18 protein-coding genes are annotated in these 17907 nt (G+C 60.3%); 9 read left to right on the forward strand and 9 right to left on the reverse strand.

The features are described from left to right. Window positions 1-229: 229 nt before the first annotated feature. The 4 genes from K0H48_RS23545 to K0H48_RS23560 all read left to right on the forward strand — a co-directional run bounded on the left by K0H48_RS23545 (window position 230) and on the right by K0H48_RS23560 (window position 3794). A complete protein-coding gene (locus tag K0H48_RS23545; RefSeq protein ID WP_219269394.1) occupies window positions 230-1027 on the forward strand; it encodes a hydroxymethylpyrimidine/phosphomethylpyrimidine kinase in 798 nt (265 codons plus the stop codon). A 20-nt stretch (window positions 1028-1047) separates the two neighbouring features. Beyond that, window positions 1048-1677: a thiamine phosphate synthase gene (thiE, locus tag K0H48_RS23550; protein WP_219269395.1), complete on the forward strand. Its 630-nt coding sequence runs from the start codon at window positions 1048-1050 to the stop codon at window positions 1675-1677. An 11-nt stretch (window positions 1678-1688) separates the two neighbouring features. Continuing rightward, the gene (gene hemL, locus K0H48_RS23555) at window positions 1689-2972 is read left to right on the forward strand and encodes a glutamate-1-semialdehyde 2,1-aminomutase (protein WP_219269396.1); all 1284 of its coding nucleotides are present in this window, start codon (window positions 1689-1691) and stop codon (window positions 2970-2972) included. Window positions 2973-3209: 237 nt separating this feature from the next. Continuing rightward, a complete protein-coding gene (locus K0H48_RS23560) occupies window positions 3210-3794 on the forward strand; it encodes a tetratricopeptide repeat protein (RefSeq protein ID WP_219269397.1) in 585 nt (194 codons plus the stop codon). Here K0H48_RS23560 and K0H48_RS23565 read toward each other — a convergent pair. The 7 genes from K0H48_RS23565 to K0H48_RS23595 all read right to left on the reverse strand — a co-directional run bounded on the left by K0H48_RS23565 (window position 3776) and on the right by K0H48_RS23595 (window position 10579). Beyond that, complete coding sequence (locus K0H48_RS23565; protein ID WP_219269398.1) at window positions 3776-4888, reverse strand: succinylglutamate desuccinylase/aspartoacylase family protein; 1113 nt, start codon at window positions 4886-4888, stop codon at window positions 3776-3778. The genes K0H48_RS23560 and K0H48_RS23565 overlap by 19 nt on opposite strands. Before the next feature lie 9 nt (window positions 4889-4897). After that, window positions 4898-5608 carry an ABC transporter permease gene (locus K0H48_RS23570; protein WP_219269399.1) on the reverse strand — a complete coding sequence of 237 codons (711 nt, stop codon included), beginning with the start codon at window positions 5606-5608 and terminating at the stop codon, window positions 4898-4900. Then, window positions 5605-6321 (reverse strand): ABC transporter permease, encoded by a 717-nt coding sequence (locus K0H48_RS23575; RefSeq protein ID WP_219269400.1) that lies wholly within the window; start codon window positions 6319-6321, stop codon window positions 5605-5607. Before K0H48_RS23575 ends, K0H48_RS23570 begins: the two co-directional genes overlap by 4 nt. 31 nt (window positions 6322-6352) lie before the next feature. Then, complete coding sequence (locus K0H48_RS23580; RefSeq protein WP_219269401.1) at window positions 6353-7123, reverse strand: transporter substrate-binding domain-containing protein; 771 nt, start codon at window positions 7121-7123, stop codon at window positions 6353-6355. A gap of 36 nt (window positions 7124-7159) precedes the next feature. Beyond that, a complete protein-coding gene (locus K0H48_RS31120; protein WP_219269402.1) occupies window positions 7160-9217 on the reverse strand; it encodes an FAD-dependent oxidoreductase in 2058 nt (685 codons plus the stop codon). A 75-nt stretch (window positions 9218-9292) separates the two neighbouring features. Then, on the reverse strand, window positions 9293-10147 hold the full coding sequence (locus K0H48_RS23590; protein ID WP_219269403.1) for a MurR/RpiR family transcriptional regulator: 855 nt from the start codon (window positions 10145-10147) through the stop codon (window positions 9293-9295). Between the two features lie 105 nt (window positions 10148-10252). Then, complete coding sequence (locus K0H48_RS23595; protein WP_003194436.1) at window positions 10253-10579, reverse strand: DUF1820 family protein; 327 nt, start codon at window positions 10577-10579, stop codon at window positions 10253-10255. Between the two features lie 131 nt (window positions 10580-10710). Here K0H48_RS23595 and miaB point away from each other — a divergent pair, with 131 nt between their 5' ends. The 5 genes from miaB to lnt all read left to right on the forward strand — a co-directional run bounded on the left by miaB (window position 10711) and on the right by lnt (window position 16403). After that, window positions 10711-12039 carry a tRNA (N6-isopentenyl adenosine(37)-C2)-methylthiotransferase MiaB gene (miaB, locus tag K0H48_RS23600; RefSeq protein WP_219269404.1) on the forward strand — a complete coding sequence of 443 codons (1329 nt, stop codon included), beginning with the start codon at window positions 10711-10713 and terminating at the stop codon, window positions 12037-12039. A 229-nt stretch (window positions 12040-12268) separates the two neighbouring features. After that, a complete protein-coding gene (locus K0H48_RS23605) occupies window positions 12269-13273 on the forward strand; it encodes a PhoH family protein (RefSeq protein ID WP_219269405.1) in 1005 nt (334 codons plus the stop codon). Further along, window positions 13266-13739, forward strand: a complete 474-nt coding sequence (gene ybeY, locus K0H48_RS23610; protein WP_138813702.1) for an rRNA maturation RNase YbeY — start codon at window positions 13266-13268, stop codon at window positions 13737-13739. Before K0H48_RS23605 ends, ybeY begins: the two co-directional genes overlap by 8 nt. Window positions 13740-13766: 27 nt before the next feature. Next, window positions 13767-14606: an HlyC/CorC family transporter gene (locus K0H48_RS23615; protein WP_015373027.1), complete on the forward strand. Its 840-nt coding sequence runs from the start codon at window positions 13767-13769 to the stop codon at window positions 14604-14606. 273 nt (window positions 14607-14879) lie between these two features. Beyond that, window positions 14880-16403: an apolipoprotein N-acyltransferase gene (gene lnt, locus K0H48_RS23620; RefSeq protein WP_219337600.1), complete on the forward strand. Its 1524-nt coding sequence runs from the start codon at window positions 14880-14882 to the stop codon at window positions 16401-16403. Between the two features lie 140 nt (window positions 16404-16543). Here the strand turns inward: lnt and K0H48_RS23625 are convergent, their stop codons facing one another. Both K0H48_RS23625 and K0H48_RS23630 read right to left on the reverse strand, forming a co-directional pair. After that, window positions 16544-17305, reverse strand: a complete 762-nt coding sequence (locus K0H48_RS23625) for a YdcF family protein (protein ID WP_219269406.1) — start codon at window positions 17303-17305, stop codon at window positions 16544-16546. 104 nt (window positions 17306-17409) lie between these two features. Next, complete coding sequence (locus K0H48_RS23630) at window positions 17410-17721, reverse strand: hypothetical protein (RefSeq protein ID WP_138813700.1); 312 nt, start codon at window positions 17719-17721, stop codon at window positions 17410-17412. Between the last annotated feature and the right edge of the window lie 186 nt (window positions 17722-17907).

Here is a 17907-nt window from a genome sequence, read left to right on the forward strand (position 1 = left end):
TTTGAGTAGACGTATACCGGCGATACATTAAGTTGTTTGGATCCACTCTAGCATAGCCGCTAGAGGCCATTGGACACCATTGAAATAATTTTTTGAAAGGCTCTAGAACGGGCCTTTCAAGCGCTTCCTGAATAAAAAATCAGCTAGGCCACACCTCTGAACATAAGCTGGAAATTCCCCTCGCGCCCAACAGCCACGCCAAAAGCGTTTGGTGGTAAGCTCGCGCACCATGAATATCTACAGCTCTCGCCCCGTTGTCCTCTGTCTCTCCGGCCACGACCCCAGTGGTGGCGCCGGCTTGCAGGCAGATATCGAAGCCCTGCTTGCACAAGGCTGTCATGCGGCCCCGGCCGTCACCGCCTTGACCGTGCAGAACACTGTGAATGTCAGCGATTTCCGCGTGCTCGACCGCGAGTGGGTGCTGGCCCAGGCCAATGCCGTGCTCAGCGATTCCGAAGTCGCGGCGGTCAAGCTGGGCATGCTCGGATCCACTGCGATGGTCGACACCGTGGTCGAGCTGCTGCAGGCGCACCCACACCTGCCGGTGGTCTGCGACCCGGTGCTGCGTGCCGGTGGCGGCGGCAGTCTGGGCAAGGACGAAGTCGGCTATGCCATGCGTGAGCGGCTGTTGCCGCTGTCGCTGATCGCTACGCCGAACTTGCCTGAAGCGCGCATCCTCGCTGAATTGCCCGAGGGCACGGCGGACGAATGCGCCGAGAAGCTGCTTCCGTATGTAAAGCATCTGCTGATCACCGGCGGCCACGGCGACGAGCATGAAGTACACAACCGCCTGTACAGCCGCGACGGCACGCGCCAGACCTTTACCTGCCAGCGCCTGCCCGGCAGTTATCACGGCTCGGGCTGCACGCTGGCCAGCGCCTTGGCCGGCCGCATCGCCCAGGGCGAAGGCTTGGCCAGCGCAGTGCAATCGGCGCTCAACTACACTTGGCGCACCCTGCGTGACGCCGAACAACTCGGCCAGGGCCAGTTCGTGCCGCGCCGTTTGCCGCTGGATTTCTGCTCTTAACCGCACAAGAGGCCTGCCCGATGAAACTACGTGGCCTTTACGCCATTACCGACAGCCAGCTGTTGGCCGGCAAATTCCTCGCCTACGTCGAAGCGGCGCTGGACGGTGGTGTCACCCTGTTGCAGTACCGCGACAAAAGCAGCGACGAAGCCCGGCGCCTGCGTGAAGCCGAGAAGCTGCGCGAGCTGTGCTCACGTTACAAGACCCAGTTGATCATCAACGATGACGCCGAATTGGCCGCGCGCCTGGGCGTCGGCGTACATCTGGGCCAAACCGACGGCCCACTGACCCCGGCCCGCGCATTGCTCGGTTCCAAAGCCATCATCGGCGCGACCTGCCACAGCCAGATCGAACTGGCCGAGCAGGCTGCCAAGGAAGGCGCGAGCTACGTCGCCTTCGGTCGCTTCTTCAATTCCAACACCAAACCCGGGGCGCCGGCCGCCACGCTCGACATGCTGGCCCAGGCCCGCACGCGCTTGCAGCTGCCGATCTGCGTGATCGGCGGCGTCACCCTTGAGAACGCCGAACCCTTGGTGGCCCACGGTGCCGACCTGCTCGCCGTGGTCCACGGCCTGTTCGGTGCCGACAGCACCCAGGAAGTCACGCGCCGCGCCCGCGCCTTCAACGACCTTATTAAAGTTAAAGTGTAGAGAGCCCGATCATGTCCCGTTCCGAAACCCTGTTTGCCAATGCCCAGAAACACATCCCCGGCGGTGTGAACTCCCCCGTGCGTGCGTTCAAGAGCGTCGGCGGCACACCGTTGTTCTTCAAGCATGCCGAAGGCGCCTACGTCACCGACGAAGATGACAAGCGCTACGTTGACTACGTAGGTTCCTGGGGGCCGATGATCCTCGGCCACAGCCACCCGGACGTGCTGGACGCCGTGCGCCAGCAACTGCAACACGGCCTGTCCTATGGCGCGCCCACCGCCATGGAAACCGAGATGGCCGACCTGGTGTGCTCCATCGTGCCATCCATGGAAATGGTGCGCATGGTCAGCTCCGGCACCGAAGCCACCATGAGCGCCATTCGCCTGGCCCGTGGTTTCACCGGTCGCGACAGCATCATCAAGTTCGAAGGCTGCTACCACGGCCACTCCGACAGCCTGCTGGTAAAAGCCGGTTCCGGCCTGCTGACCCAAGGCGTGCCAAGCTCGGCCGGTGTGCCGGCCGCGTTTGCCAAACACACCCTGACCCTGCCGTTCAACGACATCGCGGCCGTTGCGCAGATGCTCAGCGAAGTGGGCCAGGACGTGGCGTGCATCATCGTCGAGCCGGTAGCCGGCAACATGAACTGCGTGCCACCGGCGCCGGGTTTCCTGGAAGGTTTGCGCGAGCAGTGCGACAAGCACGGCGTGGTGCTGATTTTCGACGAAGTGATGACAGGCTTTCGCGTTGCCCTCGGCGGCGCCCAGGCTTACTACGGCGTTACGCCAGACCTGAGCACCTTCGGCAAGATCATCGGCGGCGGCATGCCCGTGGGCTGCTTCGGCGGCAAACGCGAAATCATGCAGCACATCGCGCCGCTGGGCCCGGTGTATCAGGCGGGCACCTTGTCGGGTAACCCATTGGCCATGGCTGCCGGCCTGACCACCCTGCGCCTGATCAGCCGCCCGGGTTTCCACGCCGAACTCACCGACTACACCACGCGCCTGCTCGACGGCCTGCAACAGCGCGCCGACGCGGCGGGTATCCCGTTCGTGACCACCCAGGCGGGTGGCATGTTTGGCCTGTACTTCAGCGGCGCCGACGACATTGTTACCTTTGATGACGTGATGGGCAGCGATGCCGACCTGTTCAAGCGCTTCTTCCACCTGATGCTCGAAGGCGGCGTTTACCTGGCGCCGAGCGCTTTCGAAGCCGGTTTCACCTCGATCGCCCATGGCGAAGCCGAGTTGAAACTGACCCTGGATGCTGCCGAGCGCGCTTTCGCCGCTCTGAAGTAAGCCCTGATAAAAGGGACACACACATCTGACGTTGCCCCACGCAGCGTCAGATTTGCTACTTTGCCTACAGAGATTTCCTGCATTTTTCGAGAAATCACCTGCAATCCGGCAGATAACTTGCCTACGCAGCAGAAAAACGAGTAAAGACTTTGTAAGCAGGGGCCTGCTTATTTCATAATGCGCGCTTATTGGACTCCCCGAGGGTCCGCGTGCCCCGTCAGAGGTAAGTCGATTCCCATGAAACGCACCGGCCGCACCCTGGTTCTGGGCTGCCTGTTGCTCCTTCAGCCGCTGCTGGCACATGCCCAGGCAGGCGGCAACTCGTTGTTAATCCCAGCGATGGGTCGTTGCACCCTCAATACCCAGCCAGACAGCCAGGCCGAAGCCCTGAGCGCGTGCCAAAAACAGGCCGAAGGTGGGGATGCGCAGGCGCAATACGAGTTGGGCGAGTACTTCCACGACGACAAAAACCCGGCCCGCGACCTCAACAAAGCCCTGAGCTACTTCGAGAAGGCTTCGCTACAGGGCCACGCTGAAGCCCAATTCAAGCTGGGCACCATGTTCTTCCACGGTGAAGGCGTACCGGCCAATAACGTCCAGGCGTACATCGTGCTGAAAATGGCGGCGGTCAACGGTGCCGAAGACGCGCTGGACACGGCCGACGAAGTTGCCGAGCACATGCAGCGCGATGAACTGGAAGTGGCCACCCAGGTGCTGGGCCAGATCTTCCGCAATTACCTGCAGGAATTGCAGAGTGCCGATGGGCGTTCGCCCTTCTCGCCCCTGCCCGACCCAGTCGCGCCTCAAGGCGACAACAGGTAGCCCTGCCGAAAAGCCTCTGCACCGGCAACATGCGCAATCGTCATGCCACTGGTGGCCATGCGCCTTAGTGACCGCACATACAGTAAACCTGCTCGAGTACAGGCAATGGCCGTCACGCTGTCGCTGATCGGGTCAATGATGTGTGCCACGACTTGCCCAGCGCTCAAATAATCCCCGACCTGCGCACAAAACACGATCAAACCGCCCACCGGGCTGACAACGGGCTCAACGCCGGCCAGCGGCGTGGGCGGGTTCAATAATGGCGGCAGCTCAGGCGCCTGGCCCTCGATGACGCCCGCGTGCGTGAGGTAGTCAATCAAGCCCTGACAATCCTGATCGGCCAGCTCATAACTCACGTCGGCCACACCTCTCAGCTCCAGCGTTACAGCAAAACCGGGCGGCGCCAAACGTTGCGGGAAGCGCGCCTCCATATGCTGCCAAAACAAGTTGAAGCACTCATCGAAGGACTGCCCACCGGCGTCTGTCGCCATAAAGCACGCTTGTGCCCCCAGGTAACGGGCCAGAGGTTCCACTTGCGGCCAGCAAACCGGCGACACATACAGATGCTGCACGGCCTCGAAATCACAATGCAAGTCGAGCACGATATCGGCATCGCAGGCCAGGCGCTGAAGCGTCAGGCGCATGGCTTGTACCTGGTTGGCAGGCACTTGGCTGGCGAGCATGCGAATCAGCACCGAACGAATCAACCGCAAGTTTTCCTCGGGGTCATCGGTCAGCCGTGCCTCGACGGCATCACCCACCTGCCGGCTGACATCAAGGAAGTGCCGATTGAAGTTCTCCCGGCTGTCGTAATCGAAACGGCCTTGAGGCACATCCATCAACACTTGCTCCAGGCCCATGGGGTTGGCCACCGGCACCAACACCACCGGACCGCGCAATAGGCCCTCGGCCTCCAATCGCAACAACCTCAGCTTCAGATGCCATACCACCAACATCCCCGGCAGCTCATCGGCATGCAGGGAAGACTGGATATAGACTTTGCCCACGCCATTGGCCGGGCCGTAGTGAAAACTATGGATCTGCCGCGTCGTGCCCGGCACGGTTGCTGGCAATTGATGCACGCGTTCATACATGGCGACCTCCTATCGGCCTGGGTCAAGAAATCTCAGCCAACGCTTCTCGGCCAGGTGAAAAAGGCCGACCAGAGCGAAGGTGATGCATAGATAAATAGCCGCGGCGATGCCGAAGGACTCGAACGTCAGAAAGGTCGCGGCATTGGCATCCCTGGCCACTTTGAGCACATCGGGGACCGTAGCGGTGAACGCCAACGTGGTGGAGTGCAGCATGAAAATCACCTCATTGCTGTAGTACGGCAATGAGCGGCGCAGGGCCGACGGCATGATCAGATAGGTGTAGAGCTTCCAGCCGTCGAACCCTAACGCCCTTGCCGCCTCCACTTCACCGCGCGGCATTGAGCGGATGGCACCGGCGAGGATTTCTGTGGTGTAGGCGCCCGTGTTAAGGGCAAAGGCCAGCAGTGTGCAGTTCAGCGCATCACGAAAAAAAGCGTCCAGAAGCGGCTGTTCGCGCACCGCCGCCAGGCTGTATATACCGGTGTAACAGACCAGCAGCTGGACATAGAGCGGCGTTCCCCGAAACAGATAAGTAAAGCTCTGCACCGGCCACCGTACCCAAGAGCGGGTTGAGACCCGGGCAATCGACAACGGCAATGCCACTAGCAGCCCAAGGCATAACGAAGCACTGGTGAGCCACAGCGTCATGGCCAGGCCAGTGATTTGCTGACCGTCGGAATAGAGAAACGGCCGCCAATATTCCTGTATCAGGTCAATCATCGCTGCGCCTCCTGCCCTGCACCGCCATAACGACGCTCAAGCCAGCGCAGCACCGCATTGGAGGCGCTGCTGAGGAGCAGATAAATAAGCCCCGCCAGCAGTAGAAAGCTCAATAGCTGCTGGCTGCTTTTGCCAGCCACCTGAGCCACCTTGACCAAGTCTGCCAAACCGATAATCGACACCAATGCGGTAGCCTTGAGCAAGACCATCCAGTTATTGCCCAGGCCCGGTAAGGCGAAGCGCATCATTTGCGCAAAGGTTATGTAGATGAAGCTTTGGCTGGGCTTCATACCCAGCGCTTTGGCCGCCTGCGCCTGCCCACGTGGCACCGCCAACAATGCGCCACGAAAGGTCTCGGTAAAATAAGCACCGTAGATAAACCCCAGCGTCAGCACGCCCGCAGTCAAAGGGTCAATTTCGAGGTAGGCCCAGCCCATCACAGCCGTCAGCCGGCTCACAGCGGTTTGTACGCCGTAAAAAATCAGCAGCATCAGCACAAGGTCCGGCACCCCACGAATCAACGTGGTGTAGGCCTGTGCTGAAACACGCCAGGCCCTGACGCGTGACAGCTTGGCACCCGCCCCGATCAGGCCGAAGATCAGCCCCAGCAACAGCGATAACAGCGCCAGCTTCAAGGTCACCCATACACCTTGCAGCAGTAACGGCGCAAACCCCTCCAGGGTCGCGACAAAGCGCGCAACGTTCTCCAGCATGACGACGCCCTCCAACGATGATGGCGGGCGGTCAATTGCCGCTGAACATGTCGACGCCTGGGAAATACTGTTCCTGCAGGCGAGCATAGGTGCCATCGGCATGCAGCGCTGCCAGGCCTTGATCGAGCAAAGTCTTCAGCGCCTGATTACCCTTGGCGATGCCAATGGCGCTCATGGAAGGCATCAGTTCGCTTTCTATGACCTTGCCCAATTCGAAACCGGCACCTTGAGGCGAGCGCAAAAAGCCACTTTGCGCCTGTTGGGCGTCCTGCAACGAAGCGTTAAGCCGACCCGCCACAAGGTCGGCGTAAACCTGTTCCTGATCGGCGTAGGCCACCACTTTCATGCCCTGGATGGCCAACACGCGCTTGGCGTAGGCTTCCTGAGTACTGCCCTGCAAATAGCCCACGGACTTGCCCTTGGCGTCGCCAAGGTCGGTGCCGACCTTGAACACCATGGCGGAGGGGCTGGAGAACACTTCAGAAGTGAAGTCGATGATCTTGCGCCGCGCTTCGGTCACGGTTACCGACGCCAGTATGGCGTCGATCTTGCCGGCCCTGAGGCTGGGTACCAGGCCGTCAAAGTCGCTTTCGACCCATTGGCAGCGCACCTTCAAATGTGCGCAGATGGCGTTGCCGATATCAATCTCGAAACCGACCAAAGTACCGGTATTGTCTTTATAGGCAAAAGGCGCGTAGTTAGGGTCAGCACCGAAGCGTATGACCTCATAGTTGTTGGCGGACACCCAGTTGCTCACCACTACGGAAGCCAACACCGATAACATAAGAACTAATTTTTTCATTATTTTATTCCTTGTTATTGTTTGCACAGCAGGAAGTTACAACACCTCTAAATGAGGAATTTCGCGACGCATGACCAACGAGCCGGCGGGCGCATCAAACTCACGCGCCAGCCGATGCCCTGAATACACGGCAGCTGCAATGGTTCCAGGCGCCAGGCAGTCCCCCACCAAAGCGATCGACTCAATACCCGCCTCAAAGCGTTGCTCAGTAGCCTCGTTGAGTGCCTGGTACAGGCCTTGCTCAGGCTCACGGGAGGTCACCAGCACCAACGACGCCACGGGAATGAACCTGGGCCGGCCGGTGTACATACAGCTGGCAACCGCACCTTCAGGCGTCACCGCCGCCAGCGAGTGGGAGGCGATGATCGTGACATTGAGTTCCAGCAGGCGACGCTGGATGCGGTGTTGTTCCAGCGTGTTATGGGTCCAGGTCGCCACATCCGGCGCCGGGGTGACAAAGATCACCTCCACGCCCAGCGCTACCAACTGCTCTGCCAACACACTGCCCATGTAGTAGTGGTCATCATCGAACAGCAGCACCGGTGAAGCAGGGACTGTCCCGGCCAGCAGATCATCCGGGGTCCATACCGGCAGATGTTCCAACCCCGGCAAGGCCTGGCGCAATGCACGCCCCAGACCATCGGCGCGCCAGCGCGAACCGGTGGCGATAAACACGTGGGCGGCGGCGAAGTCCAACACGTCCTGGGCTTGTAGCTGGCTTTCTCGATAGATCTCTACTGCAGGCAATCGACTGAGGGCGTCCAGCCGGTAGTCGAGCACCCGTGACCAACTCGCCAACCCAGGCAGCCTGGCTTCAAGAGACACGCGCCCGCCCAGCGTGCGCGTGCCTTCTACCAGCGCCACCTCCATGCCGCGCGCGCCCAGTATCCGCGCGCATTCCAGGCCGGCAGGCCCTGCCCCGACCACCAGCGCGCGTGCGGGGTTATGCGCACGGGGCGTCGACTCGGGGTGCCAGCCGCGCCGCCATTCTTCACCCAGGGTGGGGTTTTGTGTGCAGCGCAGCGGGGTGCTGGTGTGGTCACCACTGACACAGACGTTGCAGCCAATGCATTCGCGAATTTCTTCCAGGCGCCCTTCCTCTATCTTCTTTGGCAAGAAGGGATCGGCAATCGAGGGACGGGCAGCGCCGATCAGGTCCAACACGCCTCGACGCACCAATGAGACCATGGTGTCCGGTGAGGTAAACCGGCCCACGCCCACCACCGGCTTGGTGGTCAGCGCTTTGAGCCCGAGCAGGAACGCCTCTTGAAAACCTTCAGGGGCAAACCGCGAGGTCACGCTGTCGTTGGACCAGTCGGCAACGTTGATATCCCACAGGTCCGGCAGCTGCGCCAACAGCGAAAAAATCTCGCGGCCTTCGCCCTCGCAGGCCAGCCCGCCAGCGACCTGTTCATCCACGGCCAGCCGCACGGCGACTGCGCAACGATCACCCACCGCATCGCGGGTGTCTTCAATCAACTCTCGCAACAGCCGTACACGATTCTCCAACACCCCACCGTACTCATCGGTGCGCCGGTTATTGCGCGGGGTCAGAAAGTGAAACGGCAGCCCAAGGTCGTGGCCGGCATACACGTAGATAATGTCGAAACCCGCCTGGCGTGCCCGCAACGCAGCAGCACGATGCATCTGGCGCAGTTGCTTGATATCGGCGCGGCTCATGGCCCGGGCTTGCACCGGGTCGTAACCACGCACCGGTGTATTGGAAGGCGCCCAGGGGATTTCGCGGCTATAGCGATTGGGCGCCGAATAGCCATTGAACGCCAGTTCGACGCCGGCCAATGACCCATGCAGATGGACGGCCTCACACATTTTCGCCAGCGCCGGGATGTCGCGCTCATCCCATAAGCGCGCTTCTATATAGGGCGAAAACTCGCTCAGCGGGCTGATCTCGCACTCCTCCGTACACACCACCCCCCAACCCCCCTCGGCTTTGACCCCGCGCATGGCGGCCATGGCCGAGGGGTGCACATGGCCCATGCCATTACAGTGCGGCACTTGGTAAAAGCGATTACGGGTGCGAACCGGCCCAATGTGTACCGGCTCAAAAAGAATGTCATACCGAGGATCGCGCACAGGGCTACTCCCGAACCAATAAAGTTCGCTAATGACAGTTAAATAAAAAGCGTTAGTTAAATAACGCTTAAGCGGTCAACTCTGGGTGTAACCCACAAACGCCTGATGCAACTGGGCAATCGCATTCAAGTGTTCTTCCATTTCCGGGCCCAGTTGTTTGGACATAGCGTTAATCAACAAGTGAGTCAGCGATAACATGGTGGCCGTCGAGTCCCATAACAAATCAAACTCGGTCGACACCCGAAACACTTCGTTGGCGTTTTGCTCAGCCCACTCACAAAAGTTGTCGGTTATAAGCGTGACCGCAATGCCGCGTTTGCGTGCCGCCTGGCACAGCAGTAAAGACTGACGGGAATGGCGTCGCGCCTCATAGACAATCAGCATTGAATCGGCAGACGGCGCCAGCAACACCTCGCCGAAATGCCCTGACGCACCATCCACCAGATGCACGCCTGTGCGCAGGTATTGCAACATGTGAACCATGGAGCAGGCGATGCCCCGTTCGGTGCCGAAACCGGCGACAAAAACCTGCGGGCTTTGCGCCAGCCTTGAAGTCACCACGCGCCAAGGCTCGGTGCGGGTGTACTCGTAGACCCGCACCAACGCCGCGATCTCCAGTTGCAGGCTGTTGGCCAGCGGGTTTGCGTCGCCTTCTGCCTGGAACGCGCGCAGCCGGTCGCCGATCAGCCATGGGCTGTCACCCAGGTCGTCTTTGAGTTCGTGCTTAAGGTCTTTGAAATGCTTGTAGCCCAACGCCCGGCAAAAGCGGCCGACGGTGGACTCGCTGATCTGGAGCTTGTGCGCCACCTGCGCCGAATTCTCGAACGGCAGGTCTTTGAGGTTCGCCAGGATATAGGCCGCCAGCGCCCGATAAGCCTGGGACCTGGATGACAACTGGTGTTCGAGGGATTTTTTTATGGATGTGCTCATGGCGTCCTCTCTGCATGGGCACAAACTGCTATTTTTCTGTCAAGCCGTCAATCGCGACTGAAAAGTTTCAGAATCGTCTTACAAAACCCCACCACCAGCGCAGTGTTACTTTTCCGGCATGGGCATCGGAAACGGCATCACATTGCTGGTGCCACGCGCTTCGCTGATCTTCGGCGTGCCCAGGCGCTCGACTTCATCGATGCGCACAATCGAATGCATCGGCACAAAGCTGCGCACCACGCCTTCAAATTGCGCCTTGAGTTTTTCTTCGCCCGGGTCGACGACCAACTGGGTGCGCTCGCCAAAGACGAACTCTTCCACCTCCAGGAAGCCCCACAGATCACTTTGATAGATCTGCTTGGCGTACATTTCGAACACCTGGCCCTGGTTGAGGAAAATCACCTTGTAGATTGGAGCTTCACGTTTGGTCATGGTGGGCGAACAACACATCGGGGATATAAAAGAGGGCGCGAACTATAGCATGGCACCCGATGCACAGCGCTAGGAACCAATGGGCATGCCCCCTATAATGCGCGGTTCTTTACCACCAGTTGATGATTCCCATGGCCAAGAAGCTTTACATCGAAACCCACGGTTGCCAGATGAACGAGTACGACAGCTCGCGCATGGTCGATCTGCTGGGCGAACATCAGGCCCTGGAAGTCACCGCCCGCGCCGAAGATGCCGACGTCATCCTGCTCAATACCTGCTCGATCCGCGAGCGTGCCCAGGACCGTGTGTACTCCCAGCTGGGCCGCTGGCGTGAATTGAAACTGGCCAACCCGGACATGGTGATCGCCGTCGGCGGTTGCGTGGCCAGCCAGGAAGGCGCCGCGATCCGCGACCGCGCCCCCTATGTCGACGTGGTTTTCGGCCCGCAAACTTTGCATCGCCTGCCGGAAATGATCGACGCCGCCCGCATCACCAAGCTGCCGCAGGTGGACGTGTCGTTCCCGGAAATCGAAAAATTCGACCATTTGCCCGAGCCGCGCATCGACGGGCCGAGTGCCTACGTGTCGGTGATGGAAGGCTGCAGCAAGTACTGCACCTTCTGCGTGGTGCCCTACACCCGTGGCGAAGAGGTCAGCAGGCCGTTTGACGACGTACTGGCGGAGATCATCCACCTGGCCGAAAACGGCGTGCGTGAAGTGACCTTGCTGGGCCAGAACGTCAACGGCTATCGCGGCCAGACCCACGACGGGCGCCTGGCCGACTTGGCGGAGCTGATCCGCGTGGTGGCGGCGGTGGATGGCATTGAGCGTATTCGCTACACCACCTCGCACCCGCTGGAGTTCTCCGACAGCCTGATCCAGGCGCATGCCGAGGTGCCGGAGCTGGTCAAGCACCTGCATTTGCCGGTGCAGTCGGGTTCGGACCGCATTCTGGCGGCCATGAAACGCAACCACACGGCCCTGGAGTACAAATCCAAGCTGCGTAAATTGCGCGCCGCTGTACCGGGCATCTGCATCAGCTCGGACTTTATCGTCGGCTTCCCTGGCGAGACCGAGAAAGATTTCGAGCAAACCATGAAGCTGATCGAAGACGTAGGTTTCGACTTCTCGTATTCGTTCGTCTATAGCCAGCGCCCAGGCACGCCGGCTGCAGACCTGGCAGATGAAACGCCGGAAACGCTGAAAAAAGAGCGCTTGAACGCGCTGCAACATCGCCTGAACCAGCAAGGTTTCGAGATCAGCCGACAAATGGTCGGTTCGATCCAGCGCATCCTGGTGACCGACTACTCGAAAAAAGACCCGGGCGAGTTGCAAGGCCGTACCGAGAACAACCGGATCGTCAATTTCCGCTGTGACACGCCCACCCTGATCGGCCAGTTTGCCGATGTGCACATCGATGCGGCGCAACCGCACTCGCTGCGCGGGTCGCTGGTGAACTGATTGCTCTGACCTGATGAAGATCAAAATGTGGGAGCTGGCTTGCCTGCGATAGCGGTGGGCCAGTTAACACAATTGGCACTGATACACCGCAATCGCAGGCAAGCCAGCTCCCACAGTGGATTTTCATGGTTCTTGAGATTGAGCCAGCCTATATAAGTGCTTTCGCACGCCGAGCGCTGGCGTTATCCTCTCCTTCACCTAAACAGCCAAAGGGCGGCTAAAAGCAACCTTGAACGCACCCATAGCAGAACCCCATCGTTTTATCCTCGAGCCGTTTGAGGCTCGCCGTTTCGCCAACCTGTGCGGACAGTTCGACGAGCACCTGCGCCTGATCGAACAACGCCTGAGCATCGAGATCCGCAACCGCGGCAATCAGTTCGAGCTTATTGGTGAACCCCAGCACACCACGTCTGCAGAAAACCTGCTCCGCCGCCTCTACCGCGAAACCAAGGGTAGTGAGCTGTCGCCGGAGACCGTGCACCTGTATCTGCAGGAATCTGCCGTGGAAGACTTGGCCAACAACCCGGTGGCCGAAGCCAGCGTGGCCCTGCGAACCAAGAAAGGCATGATTCGCCCAAAGGGCTTGAATCAGCAGACGTACGTCAAGGCAATCCTCGGTAACGATATCAATTTCGGCATCGGCCCCGCCGGTACCGGCAAGACCTACCTGGCCGTGGCCTGTGCGGTCGACGCCCTGGAGCGCGAGCAAGTGCGGCGCATCCTGCTGGTGCGCCCGGCGGTCGAGGCTGGCGAGAAGCTTGGCTTCCTGCCCGGCGACCTGGCCCAGAAGATCGACCCGTACCTGCGCCCGCTCTACGACGCGCTGTACGAGATGCTTGGCTTTGAATACGTGGCCAAGCTGATTGAACGTCAGGTGATCGAGATCGCCCCGCTGGCCTACATGCGCGGCCGCACCTTGAGCAACAGTTTCATCATCCTCGACGAAAGCCAGAACACCACGGTCGAGCAAATGAAGATGTTCCTGACCCGCATCGGGTTTGGCTCCACGGCCATCATCACCGGCGACATTACCCAGGTTGACCTGCCCAAGGGCACCAAGTCAGGGTTGAGCCATGTGATTGAAGTGCTCAAGGACGTGCCGGGGATCAGTTTCACGCACTTCTCACCCAAGGACGTAGTGCGCCACCCGCTGGTGCAGCGCATCGTCGAAGCCTACGAGCGCTTCGAACACCGTGATGACGGTTTGTCCAAGGACGCCCGCCACAATGCTTGAGCTAGACCTGCAGCTGGCTACCGAAGCGCCAGCCCCCAGCGAAGATCAGTTCCGTCAATGGTGCGCCCTGGCCCTGCGCCAGCGTACCGCCGACTCGGAACTGACCATTCGCCTGGTAGACGAGCCCGAAGGCCGTGAACTGAATCACACCTGGCGCCAAAAGGATTACGCGACCAACGTGCTGTCCTTCCCCGCCGACGTACCGGATGAGTTACTGGATATCCCGCTGCTGGGCGACCTGGTCATCTGTGTCGAGGTGGTGGAGCGTGAAGCGAAGGAACAAGGCAAGGAACTTGAGGCCCATTGGGCCCATCTAGTCATCCACGGCTGCCTGCATCTCTTGGGTTACGACCATATAGACGATGACGAAGCCGAAGAAATGGAAACACTGGAACAAACGTTGCTTGCTGAACTGGGTCACCCTGACCCGTATGCAGACGACGAAATCGAAACGACACCTCACTGAAACAACAAAGGATTTAGAGTAATCGCTATGAGCGAAGACCGATCGAGCAACGGGCAGAAGTCATGGCTGGGTAAACTGACCCAGGCTTTTGCCCACGAGCCGAAAAACCGCCAGGAGCTGCTGGAGCTGCTGCGCGAGGCCCACCAGAACAAGTTGCTGGACAGCGAAGCGCTGGCCATCGTCGAAGGCGCCATCCAGGTGGCTGACCTGCAAGTACGCGACATCATGGTCCCGCGCTCGCAGATGATCAGCATCAAGGCGACCCAGACTCCACGGGAATTCCTCCCGGCCGTGATCGACTCGGCGCACTCGCGCTACCCGGTAATCGGTGAAAGCCATGACGACGTCATGGGTGTCCTGCTGGCCAAGGACCTGTTGCCGCTGATCCTCAAGGAGAACGGCGACAACTTCAACATCAAGGACCTGCTGCGCCCGGCCACCTTCGTGCCTGAATCCAAGCGCCTGAATGTGCTGCTGCGCGAATTTCGCGCCAACCACAATCACATGGCCATTGTGATCGACGAATACGGCGGCGTGGCCGGTCTTGTGACCATCGAAGACGTGCTTGAGCAAATCGTCGGCGACATCGAAGACGAGCACGACGTCGAAGAAGACAGCTACATCAAGCCGCTGCCCAGCGGTGACTTCCTAGTCAAGGCGCTCACGCCGATCGAGAACTTCAACGAGTTCTTCGACAGCGAATTCTCCGACGATGAGTTCGACACCGTGGGCGGTTTGGTGATGAGTGCGTTCGGGCACCTGCCAAAACGTAACGAAACCACTGAGATTGGCGCTTATCGCTTCCGCATTCTGAATGCCGATAGCCGTCGGATTCACTTGATTCGCCTGACCCCGATTGCCCGCTAAGGAAGGGGCGGGTCATCAGCTATTTCCTGTGTCGCGTTGCCCCTGAGAGCGGGCCAGGCAAGGCGCAGGCCGCAGGAAATGGCGTTTCCTTTTCAAGGCCTGCAACGCAGCATGGCCCGCTCTCAGGGGCAACCCGAAGGGCCGGGCCTGCTGCGGCACAGGGCTGCGTTACTCGTCGTTCATTTGGAAAAACCAAACCACACTCCTCGCGCCTTGCCCTGTGCCGCAGCAGGCCCGGCGCGACACAGGAAATAGCTGATGACCCACCCCTACATGCGCCGTCTCATCGCACCCGGCTGGCCCGGTAACTTGCTGGCCGTGGTGGCTGGCGCTATCACTACCCTGGCGCTGGCGCCCTTCGATCTGTGGCCGTTCGCGCTGCTGGCGGTAGGGCTGTTCTACATCGGGCTGCGCGAGCTGACGCCACGCCAGGCCTTGGGCCGTGGCTGGTGCTTCGGCTTTGGCCTGTTCGGCGCCGGCACCAGTTGGATCTACTACAGCATCCACCATTTCGGCGGCGCTTCGGTGTTGCTGGCTGGCTTTTTGATGCTGCTGTTTACCGCCGCGATTGCCTGGTTCTTCGCCCTGCCTGCCTGGCTGTGGGCACGGTGGCTGCGTCGCAATGAGGCGCCGCTGGCCGATGCGCTGACCTTTGCGGCGTTGTGGGTTGGCCAGGAAGCGTTTCGTGGTTGGTTCCTGACCGGCTTCCCTTGGCTGTACTCCGGTTACAGCCAACTCGACGGCCCGCTCACTAGCCTGGCGCCACTGGGTGGCATGTGGCTGATCTCCTTCGCCCTGGCGCTGACGGCGGCCGTGCTGTGCAACCTGCCACGTCTGTTGGCAAGCAAGCGCAACGGGTTTATCGGTGCGGGGCTGGTGCTGTTGGTTGCACCCTGGGCCATCGGCTTGGCGCTCAAGCATCACGCCTGGACCTCGCCCTCCGGCGCACCACTGACCGTGGCGGCGATTCAGGGCAACGTCGAACAAAGCATGAAGTGGGACCCCGCGCAGATCGATGCGCAGTTGGCGCTGTACCGCGACATGAGCTTCAGCTCCAAGCCGGTGGACCTGCTGGTATGGCCGGAAACCGCCGTGCCGGTGCTCAAGGAATCGGTGGAAGGCTACCTGGGCATGATGGGCAAGTTTGCCGCCGATCGGCACACCGCGCTGATCACCGGCGTACCGATCCGCCAGGAAGTGCACCACCAGAAGCGCTATTTCAACGGCATCACCGTGGTGGGCGAAGGTGAAGGCACTTACCTCAAGCAAAAGCTGGTGCCTTTTGGTGAGTACGTGCCGTTGCAAGACATGCTGCGTGGGCTGATCGCCTTCTTCGACTTGCCGATGTCGGACTTCGCCCGCGGCCCGTCCGACCAGGCGATGCTGCAGGCCAAGGGCTATCAGATTGCGCCGTTCATTTGCTATGAAGTGGTGTACCCGGAATTCGCCGCAGGCCTGTCGGCCCAGAGCGATTTGCTGCTGACCATCAGCAACGACACCTGGTTTGGCCGCTCCATCGGCCCGCTGCAACACCTGCAAATGGCGCAGATGCGTGCGTTGGAGGCGGGCCGCTGGATGATCCGCGCCACCAACAATGGGGTGACTGGCCTGATCAACCCGTTCGGGCAGATCACCGCGCAGATCCCGCAGTTTGAACGCGGGATTCTCTACGGCGAAGTGGTGCCGATGCATAACCTGACGCCGTACCTGCAATGGCGTTCGTGGCCGTTGATCATTGTGTGCCTGGTTTTATTTGGTTGGGCGTTGCTGGCAGGCCGGATGTCGAAAACCGTCTAAACGAACACCACAAAACCAGTGTGGGAGCGGGCTTGCTCGCGAATACGGTGTATCAGTTAACGAATAAGCTGACTGACACACCGCTTTCGCGAGCAAGCCCGCTCCCACATGAACCGCTTTCCACATTTGGAATTGCTGCGTTACCGGTAAAACACCCGATACCCCACCTGCCCCACCGCCTCGTTGATCAACTGCCCGCTGCGCCATACCGATACAAACTCCGGCATCCAGCCGCCCAGCGGCCGCGCATTGTCTACGCCCAAAAAGCCCACCGGCCCAGGCACCACGGTAAAGCCAGCCTTCTCGAAGCTCCACACCGCACGCGGCATGTGCCAGGCCTGGGTCACCACCACCACGCGCTTGATACCTTGCGGCAGCAGGATCTCGGCGCTCATCTGCGCGTTTTCCCAGGTGGTGCGGCTGCGCTCTTCTTTCCAGCGCACCGTAACGCCGAAGTCATCCTGCATCGACACGGCCATCAGCTCGGCCTCACTGGGCGGCGTGCCGTAATGCAAGCCGCCGCTGGTCAGCACCGGCAAGCCAGAGGCCTTGGCCAGTCGCGCGGCATAACGCTGGCGTTCAAGCCCTGTGCCGGTGGGTTGATCGAAGCCCCACGCGGGGTCGCCGCGTTCCCGCCCGGAACCCAGCACCACAATCGCATCGGCGCGCTGGGCCAGCGTCGCCCATTCTTCGCGGGCCAAGGGTGGCTCGGTCTCCAGGGCATGCGCGCCCCATTGCACCATCACTGGCAGGCTGATCAACCATAAGCCGCCCAACCCCACGGCAAAGCAGCACCCGGCCAGGCGCGGGCGACTTTTACGCAACCACCAGGCAAGCGCCAGCAGCAGCAAAAAAATGCCGGGCGGCAAGAGCAATTGTTTAATGAAATAACGAAAAGGCATCGGGCATCTCCAAAGATGCCCGAAGCCTAGATGCAACGGGGTTCAGCGACAATCTTTACCAACCTGTTTCGAGACGACTCAAAGGAAAACGCGGTGCTCCACGTTTACCGTACGGCCCGACGCTTATCGGGACCGCGACCAGCAGACACATCTTTCAGCCAGATCACCTTGGCCGAACGCAAAGGCTCTTGGGCGGGCGGGGCAGCCCGTTCCTGAGAGGCACGGTGGTGATTCAATTCCAGGTAGCACTTGATCAATTCAAGCTCGGCCTGGCTCAAGCCTCGCAACTCCAGCTCCAGAGGCCGTTCATCACGCAATCGGCCTGCGGTTCTTGCGGCATCCAATGCCCGACCCAAACGGTCGATCAGTCCTTCATACAATTGCGGTTTCATTAAAGTTCGCTGCGATTCAACCATCCCCTCACCTCATTGAAGATAAGACTCACTCCCCAATAAACAGCGTAGTCCCCGTGGCTGCGCCTGCCTGGCGCCGCGACAGACGGCCCTCGCCGCGCAATCAGGGTTTCCCTCGATAGAGTGGGGTCATGTATGCTACGGCGCTTCCTGTAACTCCACTTCCCGCAGGGTTTGGGCACGGACGCG

This window comes from Pseudomonas sp. Xaverov 259, from assembly GCF_019352915.1.
GTDB lineage: Bacteria > Pseudomonadota > Gammaproteobacteria > Pseudomonadales > Pseudomonadaceae > Aquipseudomonas.

What these genes read in the sequence shown, in the direction of transcription:
- K0H48_RS23545 (WP_219269394.1), top strand. Translation starts at nt 230, where the DNA reads ATGAATATCTACAGCTCTCGCCCCGTTGTCCTCTGTCTCTCCGGCCAC.
- thiE (WP_219269395.1), top strand. Translation starts at nt 1,048, where the DNA reads ATGAAACTACGTGGCCTTTACGCCATTACCGACAGCCAGCTGTTGGCC.
- hemL (WP_219269396.1), top strand. Translation starts at nt 1,689, where the DNA reads ATGTCCCGTTCCGAAACCCTGTTTGCCAATGCCCAGAAACACATCCCC.
- K0H48_RS23560 (WP_219269397.1), top strand. Translation starts at nt 3,210, where the DNA reads ATGAAACGCACCGGCCGCACCCTGGTTCTGGGCTGCCTGTTGCTCCTT.
- K0H48_RS23565 (WP_219269398.1), bottom strand. Translation starts at nt 4,888, where the DNA reads ATGTATGAACGCGTGCATCAATTGCCAGCAACCGTGCCGGGCACGACG.
- K0H48_RS23570 (WP_219269399.1), bottom strand. Translation starts at nt 5,608, where the DNA reads ATGATTGACCTGATACAGGAATATTGGCGGCCGTTTCTCTATTCCGAC.
- K0H48_RS23575 (WP_219269400.1), bottom strand. Translation starts at nt 6,321, where the DNA reads ATGCTGGAGAACGTTGCGCGCTTTGTCGCGACCCTGGAGGGGTTTGCG.
- K0H48_RS23580 (WP_219269401.1), bottom strand. Translation starts at nt 7,123, where the DNA reads ATGAAAAAATTAGTTCTTATGTTATCGGTGTTGGCTTCCGTAGTGGTG.
- K0H48_RS23590 (WP_219269403.1), bottom strand. Translation starts at nt 10,147, where the DNA reads ATGAGCACATCCATAAAAAAATCCCTCGAACACCAGTTGTCATCCAGG.
- K0H48_RS23595 (WP_003194436.1), bottom strand. Translation starts at nt 10,579, where the DNA reads ATGACCAAACGTGAAGCTCCAATCTACAAGGTGATTTTCCTCAACCAG.
- miaB (WP_219269404.1), top strand. Translation starts at nt 10,711, where the DNA reads ATGGCCAAGAAGCTTTACATCGAAACCCACGGTTGCCAGATGAACGAG.
- ybeY (WP_138813702.1), top strand. Translation starts at nt 13,266, where the DNA reads ATGCTTGAGCTAGACCTGCAGCTGGCTACCGAAGCGCCAGCCCCCAGC.
- K0H48_RS23615 (WP_015373027.1), top strand. Translation starts at nt 13,767, where the DNA reads ATGAGCGAAGACCGATCGAGCAACGGGCAGAAGTCATGGCTGGGTAAA.
- lnt (WP_219337600.1), top strand. Translation starts at nt 14,880, where the DNA reads ATGCGCCGTCTCATCGCACCCGGCTGGCCCGGTAACTTGCTGGCCGTG.
- K0H48_RS23625 (WP_219269406.1), bottom strand. Translation starts at nt 17,305, where the DNA reads ATGCCTTTTCGTTATTTCATTAAACAATTGCTCTTGCCGCCCGGCATT.
- K0H48_RS23630 (WP_138813700.1), bottom strand. Translation starts at nt 17,721, where the DNA reads ATGGTTGAATCGCAGCGAACTTTAATGAAACCGCAATTGTATGAAGGA.